The organism is Dyella sp. 05T440, assembly GCF_056395965.1.
Genome location: NZ_JBFTKN010000019.1, coordinates 60,147 through 82,289 on the forward strand (window position 1 = coordinate 60,147; position 22,143 = coordinate 82,289).

At 64.5% G+C, this 22,143-nt stretch carries 17 protein-coding genes; 9 read left to right on the forward strand and 8 right to left on the reverse strand.

Annotated elements, in window-relative coordinates:
- The first annotated feature begins 12 nt into the window (after positions 1–12).
- Positions 13–2,025: an ATP-binding protein gene (locus tag AC1DE1_RS19295; RefSeq protein ID WP_477175072.1), complete on the forward strand. Its 2,013-nt coding sequence runs from the start codon at positions 13–15 to the stop codon at positions 2,023–2,025.
- A 129-nt stretch (positions 2,026–2,154) separates the two neighbouring features.
- Here the strand turns inward: AC1DE1_RS19295 and AC1DE1_RS19300 are convergent, their stop codons facing one another.
- Positions 2,155–3,366 (reverse strand): hypothetical protein, encoded by a 1,212-nt coding sequence (locus AC1DE1_RS19300; RefSeq protein ID WP_477175071.1) that lies wholly within the window; start codon positions 3,364–3,366, stop codon positions 2,155–2,157.
- Positions 3,367–3,540: 174 nt separating this feature from the next.
- On the opposite strand from AC1DE1_RS19300, the gene trpE reads away from it, so the two are divergent.
- From trpE to AC1DE1_RS19320, 4 genes are all read left to right on the forward strand, one after another.
- On the forward strand, positions 3,541–5,016 hold the full coding sequence (gene trpE / locus AC1DE1_RS19305) for an anthranilate synthase component I (RefSeq protein ID WP_477175070.1): 1,476 nt from the start codon (positions 3,541–3,543) through the stop codon (positions 5,014–5,016).
- 2 nt (positions 5,017–5,018) lie between these two features.
- Positions 5,019–5,726, forward strand: coding sequence for a hypothetical protein (locus tag AC1DE1_RS19310; RefSeq protein WP_477175069.1), 708 nt, complete (start codon positions 5,019–5,021; stop codon positions 5,724–5,726).
- 213 nt (positions 5,727–5,939) lie between these two features.
- The gene (locus tag AC1DE1_RS19315) at positions 5,940–6,623 is read left to right on the forward strand and encodes a hypothetical protein (RefSeq protein ID WP_477175068.1); all 684 of its coding nucleotides are present in this window, start codon (positions 5,940–5,942) and stop codon (positions 6,621–6,623) included.
- 142 nt (positions 6,624–6,765) lie between these two features.
- The gene (locus AC1DE1_RS19320; RefSeq protein WP_441605415.1) at positions 6,766–6,999 is read left to right on the forward strand and encodes a hypothetical protein; all 234 of its coding nucleotides are present in this window, start codon (positions 6,766–6,768) and stop codon (positions 6,997–6,999) included.
- 1 nt (position 7,000) lies between these two features.
- On the opposite strand, the gene AC1DE1_RS19325 is transcribed toward AC1DE1_RS19320, so the two are convergent.
- From AC1DE1_RS19325 to AC1DE1_RS19355, 7 genes are all read right to left on the reverse strand, one after another.
- Entirely contained in the window at positions 7,001–8,023 is a 1,023-nt protein-coding gene (locus tag AC1DE1_RS19325; protein ID WP_477175067.1) for a serine hydrolase domain-containing protein, read from the reverse strand.
- A gap of 47 nt (positions 8,024–8,070) precedes the next feature.
- On the reverse strand, positions 8,071–8,769 hold the full coding sequence (locus AC1DE1_RS19330; RefSeq protein ID WP_477179268.1) for a M15 family metallopeptidase: 699 nt from the start codon (positions 8,767–8,769) through the stop codon (positions 8,071–8,073).
- A gap of 13 nt (positions 8,770–8,782) precedes the next feature.
- Positions 8,783–10,318 carry a serine hydrolase gene (locus AC1DE1_RS19335; protein WP_477175066.1) on the reverse strand — a complete coding sequence of 512 codons (1,536 nt, stop codon included), beginning with the start codon at positions 10,316–10,318 and terminating at the stop codon, positions 8,783–8,785.
- Between the two features lie 7 nt (positions 10,319–10,325).
- Positions 10,326–11,543: a dipeptidase gene (locus AC1DE1_RS19340; protein ID WP_477175065.1), complete on the reverse strand. Its 1,218-nt coding sequence runs from the start codon at positions 11,541–11,543 to the stop codon at positions 10,326–10,328.
- The gene (gene lysA, locus AC1DE1_RS19345) at positions 11,540–12,805 is read right to left on the reverse strand and encodes a diaminopimelate decarboxylase (protein WP_477179266.1); all 1,266 of its coding nucleotides are present in this window, start codon (positions 12,803–12,805) and stop codon (positions 11,540–11,542) included. Before lysA ends, AC1DE1_RS19340 begins: the two co-directional genes overlap by 4 nt.
- Before the next feature lie 65 nt (positions 12,806–12,870).
- Positions 12,871–15,873 (reverse strand): TonB-dependent receptor, encoded by a 3,003-nt coding sequence (locus AC1DE1_RS19350; protein WP_477175063.1) that lies wholly within the window; start codon positions 15,871–15,873, stop codon positions 12,871–12,873.
- Between the two features lie 44 nt (positions 15,874–15,917).
- Positions 15,918–17,405 (reverse strand): transglutaminase-like domain-containing protein, encoded by a 1,488-nt coding sequence (locus AC1DE1_RS19355; RefSeq protein ID WP_477175062.1) that lies wholly within the window; start codon positions 17,403–17,405, stop codon positions 15,918–15,920.
- Between the two features lie 148 nt (positions 17,406–17,553).
- Between AC1DE1_RS19355 and AC1DE1_RS19360 the strand changes: the two genes are divergently transcribed.
- Genes AC1DE1_RS19360 through AC1DE1_RS19375 form a run of 4 tightly spaced genes read left to right on the forward strand, consistent with a single transcriptional unit; the run spans position 17,554 to position 22,126 of the window.
- Positions 17,554–18,705 (forward strand): DUF819 family protein, encoded by a 1,152-nt coding sequence (locus AC1DE1_RS19360; protein WP_477175061.1) that lies wholly within the window; start codon positions 17,554–17,556, stop codon positions 18,703–18,705.
- Positions 18,706–18,713: 8 nt separating this feature from the next.
- Positions 18,714–20,120 (forward strand): C40 family peptidase, encoded by a 1,407-nt coding sequence (locus AC1DE1_RS19365; protein ID WP_477175060.1) that lies wholly within the window; start codon positions 18,714–18,716, stop codon positions 20,118–20,120.
- 49 nt (positions 20,121–20,169) lie between these two features.
- On the forward strand, positions 20,170–21,267 hold the full coding sequence (locus AC1DE1_RS19370) for a dipeptide epimerase (RefSeq protein WP_441605423.1): 1,098 nt from the start codon (positions 20,170–20,172) through the stop codon (positions 21,265–21,267).
- 1 nt (position 21,268) lies between these two features.
- Positions 21,269–22,126 (forward strand): MurR/RpiR family transcriptional regulator, encoded by an 858-nt coding sequence (locus AC1DE1_RS19375; RefSeq protein ID WP_477175059.1) that lies wholly within the window; start codon positions 21,269–21,271, stop codon positions 22,124–22,126.
- The last annotated feature ends 17 nt before the right edge of the window (positions 22,127–22,143 follow it).

A 22,143-nucleotide genomic window follows, 5' to 3' on the forward strand; every position in this document is an offset into this window, starting at 1 on the left:
TATCGTCGCGCCATGAACCTTCGCCACAAACTGCTGCTGGTCGCCCTCTGCACGCTGGCCTTGCCGGTGGCCGGCTGGTTGTACGTGCGCCAGATGGAAACGCTGTTGCGTGAGGGCCAGGCGCAGGCGCTGACCGCCTCGGCGCGCGCCATGGCGCGCAGCCTGGTCGTCACCGATGCGCCGCTGCCGCCGGCAGGTCCCGTGTGGTACGTGCAGGAGGCGAGCAATCCCATCACCATCGACGGCTACGGCGACGACTGGGCGCCGCTCACGCCGTGGAGCCAGCCGCTGGACAAGCGCGGCAAGCTGCTGCTGGCCGAAGATGCCGACTGGCTCTATCTGTATGCCGATGTGCGCGGTGCGCAGCGCACACGTGCCGATGCGGACGATCCCACCGCCTTGCGCGCCGATCATCTGGTGTTGAGCCTGGGCAAGGGCGATCAATCGCGACGCTACCTGCTGGCCAGCGCGGCGCCGGGACAGTTGACTGCGCGTCCGCTGGATCCGCCGGTCGATGGCCTGCCCACGCGCATCACCGCGCAATGGCAGGAAGACGGCGGCGGTTATCGGGTGGAATTGCGCGTGCCGCGCAGTCCCGGGCTGGATGCCCTGGGGCTGGCCGTGTTCGATCCGGCCACCGGCGGCGATCCCGCGGCGGTGCAGAGCCGCCCGTTGGTGACTTACTCCAGCGCGCTGTCGAAGGAATTGGGCCTGCTCGCGCTCGACGGCGTGCAGGCGCGCGTGCTCGCGCCCCAGGGCTGGCTGCTCGCGCAGACCGGCCGCCTCGCCACCCCTGCATCGGCGCCGGGCGATCAGCCGGGCTGGTTTGCCTCGCTGGTGTATCGCTCCCTGCTCGCCAATCAGGTGGACGACGCGGAGTTGTGGACGCAGGACGTGCCGCGGCTGGATGTGAGCGAGGTGCACGAAGCAAGCCTGGGCAAGCCGGCCACGCTGTGGCGACAAGGCGAAGCCCGCGGCAGTGTGGTGCTCGCGGCCGCCGTGCCGATCGAACGCGATGGTCAGGTGCGCGGCGTGCTGCTGCTGGAGCAGGCCAGCCGCGCGGTGCCCTTGCTCGCCAACCGCGCACTGCTTGGCCTGTTGCTGACCAGCTTTGGCGTGCTGCTGGTGGCGGGCGCGATCCTGCTGATCTTCGCCACGCGCCTGAGCATTCGCCTTGGCCGTCTGCGCGACGCCGCCGAGCGCGCGCAGTTGAACGATGGACGTCTGGACGGCCCATTCCCGATGACCTCGTCGGAAGACGAGATCGGCGATCTGGCGCGCAGCTTCGAGCGGCTGTTCGAAGTCGTGGGTGGTTACACCGATTACCTGCGCACGCTCGCGTCCAAACTTTCTCATGAATTGAACACGCCGCTGGCGATCGTGAAATCCTCGCTGGACAACCTCGAGCACGCCTTGCAAGCCGAACACGCGATGCCGCCGGACGCGGCACCGTATCTTCAGCGCGCCCGCGATGGCGTGGCACGGCTGGGCATGCTCGTGCGTGCGATGAGCGAAGCCAGCCGGATGGAACGCTCCATCGCCGCGGCCGAACCGGAAGACGTGGATCTGGTCGAGGTCGTGCGCGGATGCAGCGAGGCCTATCGTCCGCTTGCGGGCACGCGCAGGATGCAGGCGGTACTGCCGCACGACGCTCTGTTCATGCATTGCGCACCTGAATTGATCGCGCAGGCGTTGGACAAATTGTTCGACAACGCGCTGTCGTTCACGCCGGAAGATGGTTGGCTGCGCCTCACCTTGCGCGCCACCCACGATGGCGCCGAGATCGAGCTCGCCAATCAAGGGCCGCCCTTGCCGGCAGCCATGCAGGGGCGTTTGTTTGATTCACTGGTGAGCTTGCGCGACAAGGCGACGCCCGGCGATGCGCCGCACCTGGGCTTGGGCCTGTACGTGGTGCGCCTGGTCGCCGAGCGCCACGGCGGCGTGGCAGTGGCGCGCAATCTGGAGGACGGCAGCGGCGTGGCGTTTACGCTGCAGCTGCATGGAATGCCGCGGCAAAGGCTCTGAAGCGAAGCAAACGACCCCTGTGGGAGCGCACCCTGTGCGCGACGCTCTGTCGGTGGCCGTCGCGCACAGGGTGCGCTCCCACAGAGAGTGAGGGATTCCCAAAGGGCATCGAGATACAACAACCTCGCGCTACTTCAACTCCCCCAACGTCCACCCACCACCACCCGGCATCACCGCGATCTGCCGCACCGTGGTGGCCGCGCAGCTGGCCGGCTTGTCGGTGCACTCGGCGAGCGTCACGCGCAGGTGCTGGTCATCCACCAGGTCGAAATCGGTCAGCTTGGTATTGGCCAGGCGCGTGGCTGTGTCCAGCGCCGTGCCGATGAAGACGCCGTTGTGGAAGACATAGAGCTGCAATGCGTTGGGTTGGCACTGCTCGTCGACCGAGACGGCCGCTTCTGCCACATAGGTGTCGCCCTTGCGCTGGGCGCGACCGGTGAGCAGGCGCTGGCCGGTGAGCAGGAAGCGGTCTTCGTCGTTCTTGGGCGCGGCGGTCTTGGCCATGCATTGGTTGCTGGCCACGGTGGCCGGTGCGCTTTTCGACAACGGCTCCAGCGGTCGCGGCACATACGGCTGCGCCGCCAGCGTGGCCGCCGGCTTGTGCATCCACAGCGCGAGCGCCCCGATGCTGACCAGCACGGCCACCACTGCAACCGCGCGCCCGCGCAGGAGTGGACGCGGAAACAAATAGACCAGAGTGCACAGCGCCAGCAACAACGCGACCGGCGAAAGCGGATGCCACAGCAGTGCCAGCAAAGCGAACAGGGCGGCAAAGACCGCTGCGGTGGAAAAAGGCTTGCGGACCGGCGCCGGCGTCGCAGCGGTGGGCAGGGGCGGCGGTTCCGGAGCGGTATAGCTGTGCTCGGCATCCAGCAGCAGTGGCTCGCTCAACGGTTCGGTTGCCGGCGGTATATCGGATTCGATCGCAGCTTCCTGCGCAGGCAGCGGAGGCGGCTCCGCGCTGGTCGATGCGGGCGTCCAGGCGAACCAGCTCTGTCCGCCGTCATGGCACCACTGGTCGCCTTCTTGCGCATAGCGGGCCAGCGCACCCTCGGGCAGCGGGCCACGTACCTGCTGGTCACGGCGCAGCCAGATCAGCCGTTCGCCGTCGGGCCATACGTCCGCTTCCACGCCCATGCCGCGCAGTTGCGCCGCTTGTGCCTCGGCCGCATCGGGCTCAAGGCCGCGGCGGATGATCAAGGGCGCCCGCGAGAAAACGCGTTCGCGGAAGCCCGCCATCTCCATCCCAAAGGCGGCAGCCATGCGTTCGTGCACGGCGGTAGGGTCCTGCCCATCGAGCAGGCGACCGGAAAGTACCAGGCAACGTTGGTCCATACCCATCGATTTCCCCTGCGGATGCAGCCATGTGCACCGATACCGCAAGGTTAGGCGTGCTGGCGCGGCTGAACAAGCGGCACGTGGCCCTCGTACGTGGGGCAATCGTGAAGGGATGCTTCGGTCCCCGCCTCGCTACCCCTACAATGCCCGTTCAAGCTTGGCCATCCGGATCCCCACGTGATATCCCGAGACGATTTCGACGCGCTGGCAGCGCAGGGTCATACCCGTATCCCGCTGGTGCGCGAGGTGTTTTCCGACCTCGACACGCCACTGTCCGTGTACCTGAAGCTGGCCGATGGCCCGTATACCTTCCTGTTCGAATCGGTCGAGGGCGGCGCCACCTGGGGGCGTTATTCCATCATCGGCCTGCCTGCCAGGCGCGTGTACCGCTTTCGCGGCCACGAGCTGGAAGTGGAGGACGCCGGCGAAGTGACCGAGCGTCGCCACGTGGCCGATCCGCTGGGCGAGATCGAAACCCTGCGCAAGCAATACGACGTGCCGCGCCTGCCGCAACTGCCCGCCTTCACCGGCGGCCTGGTGGGCTACTTCGGTTTCGAGACGATCGGCTATATCGAGCCTCGCCTCGCCCAATGGGATCGCCCGGACGAACTGGGCACGCCCGACGTGCTGCTGATGCTGGCCGAAGAAGTGGCCGTGTTCGACAACCTCAAGGGCCGCCTGTATCTGATCGTGCATGCCGATCCGTCGCAGCCACATGCGTATGCAGCAGCACAGCGCCGGCTCGATGCGCTGGTCTATCGCCTGCGCCAGAGCGGCGTGTCCTACCCGCAGCTCAACCAGAGCACGGCGCTGGACGAGGGCGACTTCAAATCCTCCTTCACCAGGGAGGAATTCGAGGCGATGGTGGAGCGCGCGAAGGAATACATCCGCGCCGGCGATATTTTCCAGGTGGTGCCGTCGCAGCGCCTGAGCGTGGGGTTCAACGCGCGGCCGGTGGATGTGTATCGCGCACTGCGTGCGCTCAATCCCTCGCCGTACATGTATTTCGTCGACCTGGGCAATACGCAGATCGTCGGTTCCTCGCCGGAGATCCTCGCTCGCCTGAAGGATGGCAAGGTGGTCGTGCGTCCGCTCGCGGGCACGCGCAAGCGCGGCGCCACCGAGGAAGAAGACCAGGCACTGGAAGCCGAACTGCTGGCCGATCCAAAGGAACGCGCCGAGCACGTGATGCTGATCGACCTGGGCCGCAACGACATCGGCCGCATCAGCGAAACCGGCAGCGTGGAAGTGAGCGAATCGTTCGTGGTCGAGCGCTACTCGCACGTGATGCATATCGTGTCGCAGGTGCAGGGCAGCGTGCGTCCCGATGTCGGCTATATGGATGTGCTCAAGGCGACCTTCCCGGCCGGCACGCTCAGTGGCGCGCCCAAGATCCGCGCGCTGGAAATCATCCAGGAGCTGGAGCCGTACAAGCGCAACATCTACGCGGGAGCGATCGGCTGGATCGGCTGGTGGGGCGATGCGGATACCGCCATCGCGATCCGCACGGCGGTGATTCAGGATGGACGTCTACACGTCCAGGCTGGCGCGGGCATCGTGTACGACTCCGATCCGGCATCGGAGTGGGAAGAAACCATGAGCAAGGGCCGTGCGCTGTTCCGCGCCGTGGCCCAGGCAGCCAAGGGTCTCTGAGCATGCGCCGTCTACGACGTGGAGCGGCCTGGTCCTGCGCGCTGGGCTTGGGCAGCAGCCTGCTGGTGGCGCCGCTGCATGCGCGCGAGCCAGGAACGCCGCCGGCCTGGCGCGACGACGCCACCTCGCGTCTCGAGGCGCTGGCGCTGTTGCAGTCGCTCAATGCCGAGTTGCTCAGCCACCCCAGCGCCACGCTCACGCTGGAGCGCTGGTGCGCCGTGCATCAGCTCGCACCCGTGGCCAAGATCGTCGCCGAACGCGTGCAGGGCCAAGACAAGCCACTGCCGCCGGAAGCGCGCAACCAGCTGCAGATCGGCGCGGACGAACCCGTGCGCTATCGCCGCGTGCAACTGGCCTGCGGCGAGCATGTGCTGTCCGAAGCAGACAACTGGTACGTGCCCTCGCGCCTCACCGATGCGATGAATCACGAGCTCGACAGCACCGACACGCCGTTCGGCAAGGTGGTGCAAGCCTTGCACTTCCGCCGGCAGACCTTGTCCGCGCAATTGCTGTGGTCGCCGCTGCCCGAAGGCTGGGAAAGCAAGCCCACGCTGCCGCCTGCGAACAACACCTCACTGGTGATGCCGCCGCATGTGCTCGAACACCGTGCGCTGTTGTTCGATCAGGCCAATCGCCCCTTCAGCCTGGTGGTCGAAACCTATACATCGCAAGTTATTGCCTTCGCTGCGCCGACGCTGCCTCGGCCATAAGTTAGATATCGAACCCCTCGTTTTTTATTCGCTTCTCCGATAAAAATGCGCGACGCAGTCACGGGGGCTGACTGTCTTGCGTCGAACTGTCGTCTGACAGTGCGTTCGTGCAATACGAACGCGATGCGCATCACCGCCACCTGTTTCAACCAGCGCTACGGACGTCCAAGGGGGGATGTCTGGGAATGCGCGGGACCAAGTCAGGGGAATGACATGAAGCATTTAGGGAAGAAGGCCGTCGTGATGGCGTGCGCCTTGAGCGTATCGGCGTGCGCGTCGATCGTGGGTGGCCGCTATCAGAAGGTGGAAGTGGATGCGCGTGCGGCAAACCAGAGCATCCATGCCGATTGCACGCTGAGCAATGGCACCGGCCAGGTGCGCGTGACGACGCCGGGTACGGCGGTGGTCCATCGCTCGTCGCACGATCTCAGCGTGACCTGCCAGCAGGACGGCAAGCAGATCGCGCAGCAGTCCTACGACGCCAGCATCCGCGGCATGGTGTGGGGCAACCTGATCATTGGCGGCATCGTCGGCCTGGCCATCGATTTCTCGGACGGCGCCTCGCATCACTATCCGGACAAGCTCACCATCGTGCTGCCCTCGGCGTATGCGCTGGCCTCGACCTATCCGAGCGTCAACGCGGTGCCGGGCGCGACGTATGCCACGCCGACGGCCGATGGCCTGGCCAGCCTCGACGGTCGCGTGAGCAAGAGCATGTTCAACGCCGCGCAGAACGTGGCGGCCTCTCGTCAATGCGATCGCGCCATCCATGTGGTGATGGTCGACGGGAGCAAGGCAATGTTCCGATCGCAGTGTCCGGCGTCCAGCGACGTGCAGATCGAGTGCGCGGGCGATGCCTGCGTGCCCCTGCAGCAGGCTGGCATCGCCGCCAACTGACCGGCGATTGCCTGAGGGAGCCGGATTCTCTCCGGCTCCCCGGCATTTTCGGATTATTCCGATGTTTTGCCGGATGCGTGCTGGCTAACGTGTAGAAATCCCGACCCACAGTGCAGGCGCGAGCCTGGCGCGGAGTTTCTTCATGGACGCCCCCATCATCGAATATCTGGTCGCACGCCAACAGGGCGAGGGCTGGCGTGTGTTGCGCGACGGCTCGCCCGTCGGTCGGCGTTGCGTGCTGGTCAATGCGCTGGAATTGGCCACGCTGCTGGCCGAACGCGAAGCCACGCGCGGCGGTGGCGCCACCCGCGTCCTTATGGCGAGTCAGGACACCCACCGTTTGCCGGGTTACCACCCGTGGCGCAGCGTCACCTGATTCAAGGCTTCAGGTACAGCTGCCCGATGGCGAGCGCCGTGCGATAGGGTTCCGGATCGTTGCGGTTGCTGAGCAGGATCACCGTCACGTGCTGCTTCGGCCAGCGAATGATGACGTTGCGAAAGCCGATGCTCTCGCCCGAATGCCAGAGCACGTCGCCGTGGATGCGCCAGCCGTAGCCGTAACTGTCCACATCGGGCTCGTCGTTGATTTTGTTCTGGGGACTGAAGGCAAGACGACGCGATGCATCGGACAGCAGGCGATGGTCGTAGAGCGCGGCATCCCAGCGCGCGAGATCGTCGATGGAGGAGTAGATGCCGCCATCGCCGCGTGTCGCGCTGGTGGGACTCTGGTCGGTTTGCACCCAGTGCCCGTTCTCTTCGCTGTAACCGTAGGCGCGATGCGTGACCTGAGGGCCGCCGCGCACGTAAAGCAACGTGTGCGTCATACCCAGCGGCCGGAAGATGTTCTGCGCGAGGAAATCGGGCAAGGGCCGTCCCGATGCGCGTTCAACGATCAAGCCCAGCAGCACGTAGCCGCCATTGCTGTAGCGATACGCCGTGCCCGGCGGAAAATAACTGCGTGGCTCCGCGGCAAGCATGCGCAGCACGTCGGCATCGCTGATCTGCGCGGTGGCATCGGCGGGCATCAGATCTTCGTAATCGATCAGGCCGCCGGCGTGACTGAGCAGTTGCCGGATGGTGATCGGCTCATGTGCGGCGGGGAGTTCCGGTAGCCAGTGACGAACATGATCGTCCAGGCTGAGCTTGCCGCGTTCGGCCAGCAACAGGATCGCTGCCGCCGTGAACTGTTTGCTGACCGAAGCGAGTCGATAATTGGTAGCTGGCGTGGCGGCCTCGTGTGTCTCGAGGTTGACCAGGCCGTAGCCGCGGTTGACCAAGAGTTTGCCGTCCTTGATCACCAGCAGGGATGCACCTGGTCCGTTGCCCTGGTAGCGGAACATCAAGTCGTCGACCTCGCTCGCGTGCACCACGCCGGAGCAGAGCAGAACGGCGACACACATGAAAACCCACTGGCGCATCATGGCTGGCCTCGTCATTGGCGGGACGGTCATTGCACCGGCACGTCGTAGACGGTGTCGGGTGAGGGCTCGGGGCTCAGCGTGTAGTGCCACCACTCCATCGCATAATTGCGGAAACCTTCTCGTTCCATCGCGCGCTTCAGGATCTCGCGGTTGGCGTGCTGCGCGGCATTGGCTTCCAGTGAATCGGTGTTGGCCAGCGTGCCGAAGTAGTCGAAATCGGTACCCATATCGAGCGGCGCGCAGTGACTGTCGGTGGCATCGCATTGCATCAGCGTGAGATCCACTGTGGCGCCGCGGCTATGGCCGGAGACCGGTGCGATGTAGTCGCCCAGCAGCGCGCTCTTGTCCAGTTTCGGATAGTGCGTGGCCTTGGTCCGCTGGTCGTTGAGGTCGCCGGCCCAGCGCACGAAATGCTGCACGGCTCGCGCGGGGCGATAGCAGTCAAACAGCTTGAGTCGCTGGTGTTGCGCATGCAGGTCGTGCTCCACGCGTGCCAGCGCTTCGGCGGCGGGCTTGAGCAGCAGGCACTTGGGCGCGAGGTAACCATCCACGGGTGCGCCGACGAAATTGTCGCTGCCGGCGTACTTGATGTCCTCGGCGATATCGGGCGCGAGTTGACGGATATCGACCAGGCCCGCTTGTGCCGCCGAGGTTGCCGGCGACAGCCTGGGTGCACCGTCGGCCTGGGCGAGTGCGACGAGCGCGAGCAGTGCCAATCCAGACATAAAGCGTGGGCGCTCAGTCACAGCCGTGCTCCCGATGAAAGGCGAGATCTTCGAAGTCGTAGCTGAAGTCCGCAGAGGGATCGACCTTGCTCATGTGCAGGCTGCCGTGGTTGTCGGCGGGGAAACTTAGCCATGCGTCGGCGTCCCCGTGATCCCAGTGCACCAGGTAACGCTGGCCGGCGCGCATCACCGTACCCGTCAGTCGCGGCGACTTGGCTGCGGCGAAACGCAGTGCCTTGCCTTGCGGGCACAAAGTGATGGCGCCGAACCACGGATCGCGCCATTGGCCCCACTGGCTGCGCAGTTCGTCCGCTTTGGCTGGTTGTGAGGCGGGCGGCGCAGCTGCCTTGCGGGACGTGGCCGCTGCGCGATCGAGTTGGTCGGCGTACCAACTGACATCGTGCGCATCGGCGGGCGAGGTGAACTGCTTGGTCAGCGCTTCGACCAGCACCGTGCGTGCGTCCTCCGCCTCGCTGTTCATCAGCACGACGAAACCGGCCTGGCGATCGGGCAGCAAGGTCATGGCCGAATACATGCCGGACAGCGTGCCGGTATGCGACACCGTGTGCACGCCATCGACGTCGGCAATGCGCCAGCCATAACCATAGGCATAGAGACGCGTGCCATCCCAGGCGCGACGCCGGGCCGAGATCGGCATCGGTGTGTAGGGCGTCCACAGAATCTGGCGCTGTTCGGGCGTCAGCCATTGCAGCTGCTGCGGTGTCGGTGCGACCCAGTTGCGCGCCCACACCAGCATGTCGGCAAGGCTGCAGCGCACGCCACCGGCAGCGGCCGAGGTGATGTCGGGAATCTCGGCGTCGTCGGCGTTGATCACGATGTTGCGATCATGCTCGCGCATGTGCGGCTGGGCGACGTTGCCCACGCCGTCCCGCCCCCATGCGCCAATCTGGCAACGTGTGAGGCCGAGCGGCTGGAACACTTCGCGGCGCAGCAAGGCGTCGTAACGATCATGACCCGCGGCTGCGGCCACTTCGCCGGCGACGACGTAGAGCAGGTTGTCGTAGGCGTAGCCCGCGCGAAAACTGTAGGCCGGCTTGAGATAAGCCAGCGCATGCACGATGTCCTTGCGCGTAAAGTCGTTGGGTTCCGGCCACAGCATCAGATCACCGGCACCCTCGCGCAGCCCGCTGCGATGGGTGAGCAGATCGCCCACCTGCATATGCACGGTGACCCAGGGGTCGGCCATGCGGAAATCAGGCAGGTAGCTGCGCACCGGTGCATCCCAGCGCAGTTTGCCTTCCTGTACGAGCCGGGCGAGCAGGGCGGCGGTCATCGCCTTGCTGTTGGAGGCGATCTTGAACAGCGTATCGGGCGTGACCGGCTGGCCGGAGCCGGCCACGCGTTCACCCAGCGTGCGCGTATAGATCACTTCGCCATGATCGATCACGCCGACCGCCAGGCCGGCGAGGTGATAGCGCGCCATCACCGCATCGACGATCGGATCGAGCTGCGCGGCGGACGGCGAGTCGGCCGCCGTGGCGACACTGGTGGCGAGGGCAAAGGCTATCGCCACCGTCCACCGCCGCATTAGACGCTCAGCCCGCATGACCCGCCGTGGCGTGATTGGTCACTTCATCCCACACACGCAGCAAGTTACCACCCCAGATCTTGGCGATGTCCGCGTCGCTGAAGCCGGCGCGATGCAGTGCTGCCGTGAGATTGCGCGTCTGCGTCGCGTCCGACCACCCGGCGAGACTGCCGCCACCGTCGAAGTCCGACGCGATGCCGACGTGATCGATGCCAGCCACCTCAACCATATGCTTGATGTGCGCGACGTACTCATCAACTGTTGCGGGCCGGAAGGCCGCATCGATGCGCTTCATGCCGTCGATATAGGCGGGCAGGTATTCGTGCTTCTCGCTGTCGAAAGTCTTGGCACCAGCCTGCTTGGCCACTTGTGCCTGCAGCGCTTTGATGGCCATCTCGCGGCCCGGATCGAGCTTGATGAATTCACCCACCGCCACCGCATGGATCACGCCGCCCTTGGCCGCGATGGCGCGCAGCAGATCATCCGACAGATTGCGCGGATGGTTGGTCAGCGCGCGCGACGACGAATGCGAGGCGATCACCGGCGCGGTGGACAAGGCGAGCACCTCGCGCACGCAGGCGTCGGAGGAGTGCGACACGTCGACCATGATGCCCAGCTCGTTCTCGCGCTTGACCACGCTGCGGCCGAAATCGGTGATGCCGTATTCCGGCAGCGGGGTGTCGCCGAGGTCCGCTTGCGGCGTGGAGCTGCTGCACAGGTCGTTGTTGCCCATATGGGCGAGGCCGACGTAACGCGCGCCGCGCTTATAGGCCAGGTCGAGGTTCCTGATGTCGTGGCCGAGCGAGTAGCCGTTTTCCACGCCGATCATCGCCGACAGCTTGCCTGCGGCCTTATTGGCACGCACCTGCTCCGGCGTGGTGGCAAGACGGATCTGATCCGGATAGGTCTTCAGCATCAGGTCGATAGCGTCGTACTTGCGCTTGGCCTGGGCCACGGCATGCGCATACCCGGCCGGCGTCAGCGGGCCCTGGTCCACGTAGACGATGAAGAACACAGCGTCCAGGCCACCGCGGCGCATCTTGTCGAGGTCCAACTGCATCGGCGTCGTCTTGCCGAAGTCGAAGCGCGCCTCGTGCATATACCCAAAGGGAATATCCACGTGCGTGTCGAGGGTGATCGGCGGATCCTGCTGCGACCGGGCGGGAGCGCTGGCCAGCGTGAGTGCAAGCGCGGTGGCGCCGCCGAGTAAGCCAAGAGTCTTCATGCGGTTTCCCAGTGTTTGGCCGGCTGCTCGCCGGCGACCATGTCTTCGTAACTTTGGCGCTTTCGCACGACAGCGTAGCGTCCCGCATCCACCATCACTTCGGCGGCGAGCGGGCGCGAGTTATAGGTGGAGGCCATCGAGGCACCGTAGGCGCCGGCGGTGCGTATCATCAGCAGATCGCCGGGAACGCAGGCGGGCAGGGCGCGTGCCCTGGCAAAGGTGTCGCCGGTTTCGCATACCGGTCCCACGATGTCGTAAGAAGTCATCGAGCGTGCGTCCCCGGCTAGCGGCGCGATGTCGTGCCATGCATCGTACAGGCTGGGCCGGGCCAAGTCGTTCATGGCGGCGTCCAGCACCAGGAAGGTACGCTCGTCGCCCTGCTTGAGGCGGATCACGCGCGTCAGCAGCAGGCCGGCCTCGCCCACCAGATAGCGGCCGGGTTCGAACAGCAGGCGTCCTTCAAAGCCGGCCAGGGCTTCGCGTACCACCTCGATATAGGCAGCTGCATCGATCGGGTGATCGTGGCCTTCGCGATAGCAAACGCCCAGGCCACCACCCACGTCGACGCTGTTGATCGCATGCCCCTGCGCCACCAGTTCGCGCCAGAAAGCCGCCACGCGCTGCAAGGCTTGTCGAAATGGCTCCAGCTGGAGGATCTGCGATCCGATATGCACATGCAGGCCATCGAGTTGCACATGGCTGAGTTCGTCGCGTTTGGCAAACCAGCGCCGAGCCTCTTCGATGCTCACGCCGAACTTGTTCTCGGCGCGGCCCGTGGAGATCTTGGCGTGGGTGAGCGCATCCACGTCGGGATTGATGCGTACGGCGGCACGAGCCTTGATGCCCAGAGCCAGCGCCACGCGCTGCAAGGCCAGCAGCTCGTCGTGTGATTCCACATTGAAACGCAGGACCCCGACCTCCAGAGCTTCGGCGATCTCCGCCTCGGTCTTGCCCACGCCGGAAAACACGATGTGCTCTGGTGGTATGCCCGCTTGCTGCGCACGCCACAGCTCGCCGGCCGAGACGATATCCGCGCCGATGCCCTGCCCATGCATCAAGGCGAGCACGCCGCGGTTGGGGTTCGCCTTGACCGCGAAACAGATCAGGTGGTCGGTGCCGTGCAGGGCCGACCGCAGGGAAGCGATGCGTTCGCGGATCGCACTGGCCGAATAGACATACAGCGGCGTGCCTAAACGGTCCGCCAGCGCGTGCAGGTCGATGCCGTCGAGCTTGGCGCAGGGTGAAGCGATCGTGTCCATCATGGGCGAGCCTGTCGCAAAAAAAACGGCAGCCTGCATCGCGCAGGCTGCCGGTGGGGACGGACTCATCAGAAGTCCACGGACACCGTCAACTGCGCAAAGCGAGGCGACTGGAAACGCAAGGGCTGTTCGAAGGTGGAACTGGTGCTGTTGGAAATGGTGGTCTGCAGATCCTGGTCCACCTGGATGGTGCGCTGTTCGTTGAGCAGGTTGTAGACCGCGAACTTCACGCGCAGCTGGCCGACGTCGGCCAGCTGGCGCAAGTAGGTGATGCTGGCGCCAAGGGTGTAAGTCCACGGCATGCGGCCGTATTTGCCGCGCGGCGAGGATTCGTACACGCGATCTTCCGAACGCGCCGCATCGCAGTTGGCCACGCAGATGTAGTAGCTGTGGTACACCGTGGCGTCATACGGATTGCCGACGCCGAAACCGGTGATGGGGCCACCCGAAGCGATATTCGCGTCGCCCGCCACTTGCCAGTTCGGCGTGATGGCATAGGTGCCGCGCAGCTTGAGCTGATGACGACGATCGTTGGGCAGGTAGCCGTCGCCGCCGAAGTTCACCCACGGATCATCGAAATTCTCGGTGCGGCCGGTGTCGTCGAAGTTGGTGTCGGAGTTCACCGGGCCCTCCGCATTGCCGCGGTTCCACGACAACACGTAGGACGCATTGAACGACCACTTGTTGTCCCAGGCGCGATCCAGCTGGAATTCCAGCGCGGTGTAGGTGCGCTTGGGATTCACCCAGCCGCGCTGGCCCAGGTAGTTGCCATCCTCGTCGTACATCGCCCAGCCTTCCTTGGACGTATCCACGGTGACCCAGCCATCGGCCGTGCCGTCGCAGTTGGTGTCGCCCCACACCTTGTTCTTTTTGCCGGGATTGCCCATCACCCAGCCGATGTAGCCGTCCGGACCGCACTTGCCGGTGGCGCTGATCTCCATGTCGTCGATGGCATTGTGCAGCTTGCGGTAGGTGCCGTTCACGCCCCACGACCACTTGTCATTGAGCATCTGCTGGAAGCCGATGATCAGCTCATCCTGGTAGACCTGCTGCATATCCTTGTTCACTTCCGAACGCAGGTCATGCACGGTGCCGTCGCCCTGCGACGTGTCCACGCCGCCCAGCTGCGGTCCGAGGACGGGAATGGCGTACTGGTTGCCGTTGGCATCGGTAAGCGTCTGCCAGCCACCAAACGCGTAATACGTGCGCTGGTCGAGCAAGCCACCGGCCTGCTTGATGTTGATCACGTTGGCCACCGGCAGGTAGTAGCGGCCCAGGTTGCCATAGAGTTTGGTAGTGCCGTCCCCCTTCACGTCCCACGAGAAGCCGAAGCGCGGCGCCCACATATTGTCCATCTTGATATAGCTGCGGCCAGCGGCGTCCATATTGTCGAAGCCATCGCGACGGATGCCGGCGTTGAGCAGCAGGTTGGGCGTCACCTGCCAGTTGTCTTCCAGATAGAAGGCGTTGTTGGTGGTGTCGAAGTTGCCTGCGATCTCGTAGCGGCGGGCGCGCACATAGCCGTTGTAGCCCGGCGGAATCACGCCGCCGCCGTTGGGATTGGGGATGGTCGAGCCGGGCGTGGCCGCATAGACGTTGTAGTAGATCGCGCCGGGGCCCGGATAGTGACGACTGTAGACAGAGTCGTCGTCCTCGTGGTCGTAGCCGAAACGCAGCAGGTGGTCTTCCAGCTTCCATTCGAAGTCGGCGCGGCCTTCCTTGCGCTTGTCGTTGCGCTTCTCCACCGCCGTATTCGTCGTGCAACCCAACGGCACGCCAGGCTTGGGAACGGCGGTTTCAGCGGCGACGTGGTTGCAATCGAGGTCGGTGAGCGCGCGATTGAACGATTCGCGCTTGTTCTCGCCGTACAACACTTTCATCGACAGGTTGTCGGTGAGGTAGTTGGTATAGGTGAGCGACCAGTTCTTGCCGCCGGTGTCCGTGTAGATGGTATTGGTCTTGGCGCCGATGGTGTGCGTGTCGTAGTCGTAGTTGTAGACGGTGCCGACGTTTTTGCTCTTGTCCGAGAAGGCCATCAGCGAGAGCAGGTTGCTGTCGTTGATGTGCCAGTCGATGGTGGTACCCCAGAAATCGGGACTGGAGCTGTTGCTGGTGAGGGTGGTGCCCTCGTCGTTGGTGTTGCGCGGGTTGTCACCGCGCTGTTCCACCATGGCGAAGATAAACAGCTTGTCCTTCACGATCGGGCCGGACGCGTAGATGTTGGTCTTCATCAGCGAATCGCGGTCCTCGCTGGCCGTGAGGTAGCGATTGCCGTTGGCGTCGTAGCGATCCTCTGCCTGCGCATGCCACGCCCCCGGTTCCATCGTCATTTCCACGCCCGCGTGGAAATCGTTGGAACCCGAGCGCGCCACTGCGTTGATCACGCCGCCGGTGGTGCGGCCGAACTCCACCGAGTAGCCGCCGGTCTTCACCTGGAATTCCTGGTAGAAGTTGAACGGTGCCTCGGAATAGCCATTGCGGTTGTAGAAGTCGGTGACGTTGAGGCCGTTGACGTAGATGGCGTTCTCCGCCACCGACGAGCCACCGAAGGACAAGCCGCCAAAGGCCGATGCGCCCTTCACCACGCCTGGCGCGAGTGTCGCCACGGCGGCGATGTTCTGATCCACCGGCAGGCGACGCAGCTCTTCACGCGAGATATTGGTGGACGACTCGGTCGAAGTGACGTCCACCGCGGTGATGATCGACGTGCCGGTGACATTGACTGCCGACAGGTTGGTCGCGTTGTTGCCGCCCAGGTTCACGGTGGTGGCGTTGCCCAGCGTCACGGTGACGGGCGTGGACTGCGTGATGGTCTTGCCGTCCTTGGCCACGGACAGCGTGTAATCGCCGATGGCGAGGAACGAGATGCGGTAATTGCCCTTGTCGTCGGCTGTTACCGAGCGGGTGAAACCCGTCTGCGGATTGCTGATGGTGACGAGTGCGCCGGGTTCGGTGTGACCGACCACCGTGCCGTCGTTATTGCCTGCAAATGCCGGAGGCGTGGCCATCGAAGCCAGACCCATGCCCAACGCCATGCACAGCATGGTCCTGCGAAAAGTACGACTGACCATTTCCCCGTCTCCCCCGGTTCTGTCGTCGTTGATGTAAAGACCGCTTATCTGCTGGCGCGCTCAGTCGCCGGCAGCAGCTGCCACGTGAAGTCGTAGTCCCATTGATCGAAGTACAAGTTGCCGCCACGCCACTCCAGCTCGCCGCGCTGCGAGTCCACCGTTTCGGAGCGGAAGAACTGTTTGGCTGGCACCAGCGGCTGGCTGAAATCGCTGTTGAAAGCGATGCGGTAGGCGTCGAGCCCGCCGAGGTAGAACCACTGCAAGGCAGGGTCGTCGCCCGCCGCCGGATGCAGCTGGCCGAAGGTCACGTCCATCGGTACCCAGCCATAGGGCGCCAGATAGAGCTGGCCCCAGTCGTGGATGTTGTTGTACTTGCCGTCCGAGAAGATGAAGCCCGATTGCCAGCGCGCAGGAATGCCGTTGAGGCGCAGCAGAGCAATCAACAGCATGGTCTGCTCGCCGCAATCGCCGTGGCCGGCATGCAGCGTGTAATCGCTGAGGTTGCTGATGGTGGAATATTCGCGTGCCCCGGCCCAGGGAATCTGGTCCACGGCGGCGAACAACTTCTGCGCGATGCGATACGGATTGGTTTCGTTGCCCACGGCCTTGCGCGAAAACGCGCGCAGGTCGTCGGTGAAGACGATGTGCGGTGCGCGCTCGGCGACAAAGGGCGCAAGCTCGGGCGAGATCTTCGCCGGCACCACCTTGGACGCATCGATGTCGTGGTATTGCGCGTAAATGGTCAGCTCGTAGGTGACGGCAAACGTGGTCGGCTTGCCTGCGACGGCCGGCTTCTCCAGATAGGCCGTGCGTTGCATCGTGCTGGCCGGCGCCACTTGAGCGCCGACAGGCTGGCTGTCGACGAGGCGCACGCCTTCCTGCTGTCCCGGCAGTTCGCGCGGAAACGGCAGCCAGGCGCGCACCGTTTCGCCGGCGGGCACGGCATCGGCGTTGACTGTGACGGTTTCGGTGACGCGCACATGGTTGGGCGTGACGCTGCTGCGATGCGTAGCGAGCGCTTCGCGACGCGCGTCGCGATGGTGATCGTTGAGCTTCTCCATCGGGTCGTCGTTGGACGGCGCCGGATGCGTGCGCCGTGCGGCGGCATCCTTGCTGAGCAGGAACAGGTTGCCCGGCGCACGCTTGAAGTAAAGCGTGCGCCCGTCGATCACCTGATGTTCGAGCAAGCCCTGCTGATCCCAGCGCGCGAACTCCGCGTCGGTGAGGTCGGGAATCTGCTTGCGCAGTCGTGCTTTGGCGGCATCGGCATCGAGCGTGAAGTCGAGTCGGATGCGGCGCATGCGTTCGCGCTGGAACAGCAGCGCATCGCGCGCCTCCGGCGAGAGTCCTGGTTGGGCCAGTGCGTTCGTGATATCGGCTTCAGCCGCGCTGAATTGCCCCGCATCGATCTGCGCAATGGCATGCTGCACCGGGGCTTGGGTGGCGGCCGATGCGACACCGGCGAGCAGCAGGCAGGCAAGCGCCGTCGCCAGCGAAAATTGCCGACGTCGCAAGGATGAGATGGGTCGCACCGTCTGCACCTGCCACTTCCCCGTAAGAAAAAGCGAAGTCGCTGTGTAGCACGCTTGCAATCGACGGTCAATAATTTATGCTTCGAGCAAACGTCGTCCGAATCAGATATTCCAAAGACGACGATGATCGGGGATTCAAAGGGGACGCATGATCCACACGGCCTGGCCTTATCTCGCTGTCATGTTGCTGGCAGCGGGCCTGTTTCCCGCCCTGGAGCGGCGCTACAAGTGGCGTTTCTTCGAGGTTTTGCCGCCGATCGTGCTGACCTATCTGCTGGTGACCGCGTTGGCGGTCACGGGTCTGTGGCAGGTCAATGCGGAGATCCGCGCCACCCAGGGCATGCTCATCGAGCACCTGGTGCCGGCCCTGTTATTCCTGCTGATGATCAATTGCGATCTGCGGGCGATCTACCGGCTGGGGCCGCGCGTCCTTGCGGTTTTCTTCGTCACCATGGTGTGCCTGTTCATTGCCTTCGTCGGCACCTTCCTGATGTTCCGCGTGTGGCTGAAAGGCGATGCCTGGCAGCCGCTGGCCGCGCTGTCGGGCAGCTGGATCGGCGGCACAGCCAATATGGTGGCGGTCAAGCAAGCCATCGGCATGCCCGATCGCCTGCTGGCGTTTTCGCTGCTCACCGATGCCTTGTGCTACTCGATGTGGGTGGTGGTGCTGTTTGGCCTGGGCCGCGTGGCCACCCAGTTCAACCGCTGGACTCGCGCCACCTCCAGCGCCGACATGGTGGTGGAGCCCTCGCGCAGTCACGGCCCGACCACCTCCGAGAACGTGCTGCTGTGGCTGGGCATGGCCCTGCTGGTGGCGGCGCTGTCCGCATGGCTTGCCGGGCGCCTGCCGGTAACCGAGATGGTGTCGTCCACCACCTGGACCATCATGCTGTCCACTGCCTTCGGTCTGGTGGCTGCGCATACACCGCTGGCGCGCTTCGCTGGCGCCAGCACGATTTCCAGCGCCATGCTGATCAGCGTGGTGGCCATCCTGGCCTCGCAAAGCAATTTCGACGGCATTGCCTCGGCGCCGCTGTATCTCATGTGCGGCGTCTGCATCATCGCCATCCATGCCGTGCTGCTGGCGCTGGCCGCGCGGGTATTTCACTTCGATCTGTATCTGTGCGGCATTTCCTCGCTCGCCTGCATCGGCGGCGTGGCAGCCACGCCCATACTCGCAGCCAGCTACTCGCGTTCACTGGTGCCGGTGGGCATCCTGCTGGCCTTGCTCGGCTATATCCTCGGTACAGGGTTTGGATTGCTGGTGGCGTCCGTCATGTCGTCACTGGCCATTGCATAGGAATCAGCATGCGACTCATGCCTCGCCTGACGTTGTGTCTGCTCGCCGCGCTGGCCGCGGCCCCGGTCTTGGCGGACCAGCGGCCCGACCCCGTCCCCGTGCCGCCTTCGGGCGTGCTCGGCATCAGCAACAACGCGATGCTGGCGCCGGATTTCTGGATCAAGCAGCTGGCGCAGCCTGATCGCGTGCTTGCGGGCATCGATGCCATCGGCGCGCAGAACGCGAAGCTGCTCAGGGTCGATGGGTCCATGCACGACCTGCATGGCGTCCCGGCCAACGTCGATCGCGCCATGGTGACTGGTTGGATCAACGACCTTTCGCAGTATCCCAAGCGCCCGTTGTTTGACGACAAGGGCCAGCCGGTGCCCGACAGCTTGCGCGCGCAGCTCGCGGACGCGCTCGCGCTCGATGCCGTGCCGGCACAGCAGACCAGCCGCTACGGCATGATCGTGCAGCGCGCGGCCTTGCGTACGTATCCCACCGACACGCGCGTGTTTACCTCGAAAGACGATACAGACATCGATCGCTTCCAGGAGACCGCCGAATTTCCCGGTACGCCGGTGCTGATCGCGCACACCAGCCGCGACGGCCGCTGGCTGTTCGTGGTGAGCGAGCGCTATGCCGCCTGGACGCATCGCGACAATGTCGCCGAGGGTTCGGCGGTCGAGGTGCTAACTTATGGCACGCGCCTGCCGCAACGCGTGGTGACGGGCGGAACCATCCGCACCGTGTTTACGCCGGAGCAGCCGGCGGTATCGCAGCTGCAGCTGGATATGGGTGTGGCCGTGCCGGTGCTGTCCGATCATCCGGCCGATGAGCCAGTGAACGGCCAGTCGCCCTATGCGTCGTACGTGGTCGATCTGCCGATCCGGCAAGCCGATGGCAAGCTCGCGTTCTCGCCGGCATTGATCCAGCGCAACGTCGACACGCAGGACACCTATTTGCCGCTGACGGAAGCCAACATCATCCGCCAAGCGTTCAAGTTCCTTGGCGAGCGATACGGCTGGGGCCACGACTACGATGGCCGCGATTGCAGCGGCTTCGTATCGGACGTCTATCGCAGCATGGGCGTGCAGATGCCGCGCAACACCAGCAAGCAGGCGATCAGTCCCGGCCTCACGCATCAGACCTTCGGCGACAAGGACAGCCACGACGCGCGCCTCAAGGCCGCGATGGCCTTGCAGGTGGGCGACCTGGTCTATATCCCTGGCCACGTGATGATGGTGATCGGCAAGCTCGATGGCGAGCCCTACGTGATCCACGATACGGGCGGCATGTCTTATCGCGACGGCAAGGGCGGCACGCGCCGCGTCAAGCTCAACGAAGTGTCGGTGACGCCGCTGCTGCCGCTGATGTACGACGACAAGCACACCTATGTCGACCGCATGACCAGCATCGTGCGCGTGCATCCGTGATCGTCTTGCGCCTCCATTCCCTATCGAAGACAGGAAGCTTCCGCCTCCCATGAAGATCACCGACATCCAGTTCGGCATGCTGCGCGTACCGCTCAAGACGCCGTTCAAGACGGCGCTGCGCACCGTCAACCAGGTCGAAGACATCGTGGTGATGGTGCATACCGATAGTGGCCATATCGGCTACGGTGAAGCGCCGGCCACGGCGGTGATCACCGGCGACACCCATGGTTCGATCGTCGATGCGATCCGCCATTACATCGCGCCGCGCCTGGTCGGCCAGGAAATCGCCGATCTCAATCGCCTGACCCAGCTGATCCAGAGTTCGATGGAGAAGAACACCAGCGCCAAGGCGGCGGTGGAAATCGCCCTCTACGACCTGTGGGGCCAGCTGTACAACGCGCCGCTCTACAAGCTGCTCGGCGGTGGCGATCCGGTGATCACCACCGATATCACCATCAGCGTCGACTACATCGACAAGATGGTCGCCGATTCGGTGAGCGCGGTGGAGCGCGGCTTCGAGTCGCTCAAGATCAAAGTGGGCAAGGACATCGGTGTGGACATCGAGCGCGTCAAGGCCATCTATGCCGCGGTGGAAAACCGCGCCTTGCTGCGCCTCGACGCCAACCAGGGCTGGACCGCCAAGCAGGCGGTCTACGCGCTGCAGACGTTGGAAGACGCCGGCGTGCGGCTGGAACTGGTCGAGCAGCCGGTGAAGGCGCGCGACCTCGAAGGCATGCGTTACGTCACCGAGCGCGTGCACACCCCCATCATGGCCGACGAAAGCGTGTTCGGCCCGATGGAGGTGATCGACCTGATCCAGATGCGCGCCGCCGACATCATCAACATCAAGCTGATGAAGACCGGCGGCATCTCCAACGCCATCCGCATTGCCGACATCGCCGCCATGTACGGGGTGGAATGCATGATCGGCTGCATGCTGGAAACCAGCATCAGCGTCGCTGCGGCAGTGCACGTGGCGGTGGCCAAGTCGGCGGTGATCACCAAGGTGGATCTGGACGGCCCCTCGCTGTGCCAGTACAACCCGGTGGACGGGGGCGTGGTCTTCAACGAGTCGGAGATCTCGGTCACCGAGGCGCCTGGATTGGGTATCCGGGAGATTCGTGGCTTGGAAAAGCTGGAAGCTTGATATGTCGCCCTTGGTGAAAATCCGCTCCGAACGCGACCAGATGTCGGCGGTCGAGCGGCGCATCGCCGATTTCATCCTGGAAAACGCCCAGCTGCTGCGCGACTACTCCTCGCAGCAACTGGCCAACGCGCTGGGCATCAGCCAGTCCAGCGTGGTCAAGTTCACCCAGAAGCTGGGCTTCAAAGGTTATCCGGACCTCAAGTATTCCGTCGGCGAGGCGATTGCCCGTGCCGACAACGGCGACGCCGCCCATGTCGCCACGCAGGCCAAGGCGGCCTTCGACGAATCGGCCTCGGGCAATCTGTGGCGGCGCAAGGCTGAGTCGGAAGAAGAGACGCGCCTGATCAATGCCCCCGAGACCCTGCAAGCCGTGGCCGAAGCGATTGCCACGGCCGGCACCAAGGGCAAGGTCTTCATGATCGGCCTGGGCGACGACGACATCTATGCGCGCAGCTTCGCGCTGCGCCTGTCGCTGCTGGGCGTGCCGTCGATACACAACTTCGATGCGCCGCGCATGGCGGCCAGCGTTTCCGCTGCCGGGGCAGGCGACGTGCTGCTGGTATTTTCCGAGCACGGCAACCATCCGGCGCTGTGCAAGATCGGTCGCTTCTTCCGCGAGCGCCGCGGTCGCCTGATCACGGTGACGCGACACACGTCCAATCCGCTGCGTGCGATCGCGGACATCGCCTTGCTGGTGTCCGCCCACGACGATCGTCCTTACATCCAGCCCGTGCTCTACCAATCGGCGCTGCAGCATCTGCTCGATGGCGTCTACGTCCAGCTGTGCGAAGGCGACGAACACCGCCATGTCCAGCTGCTCGCCAATCTCGAACGCGTCCAGCAGATGCTGGAACCCTAGTCTCCCATTTCGCGGAA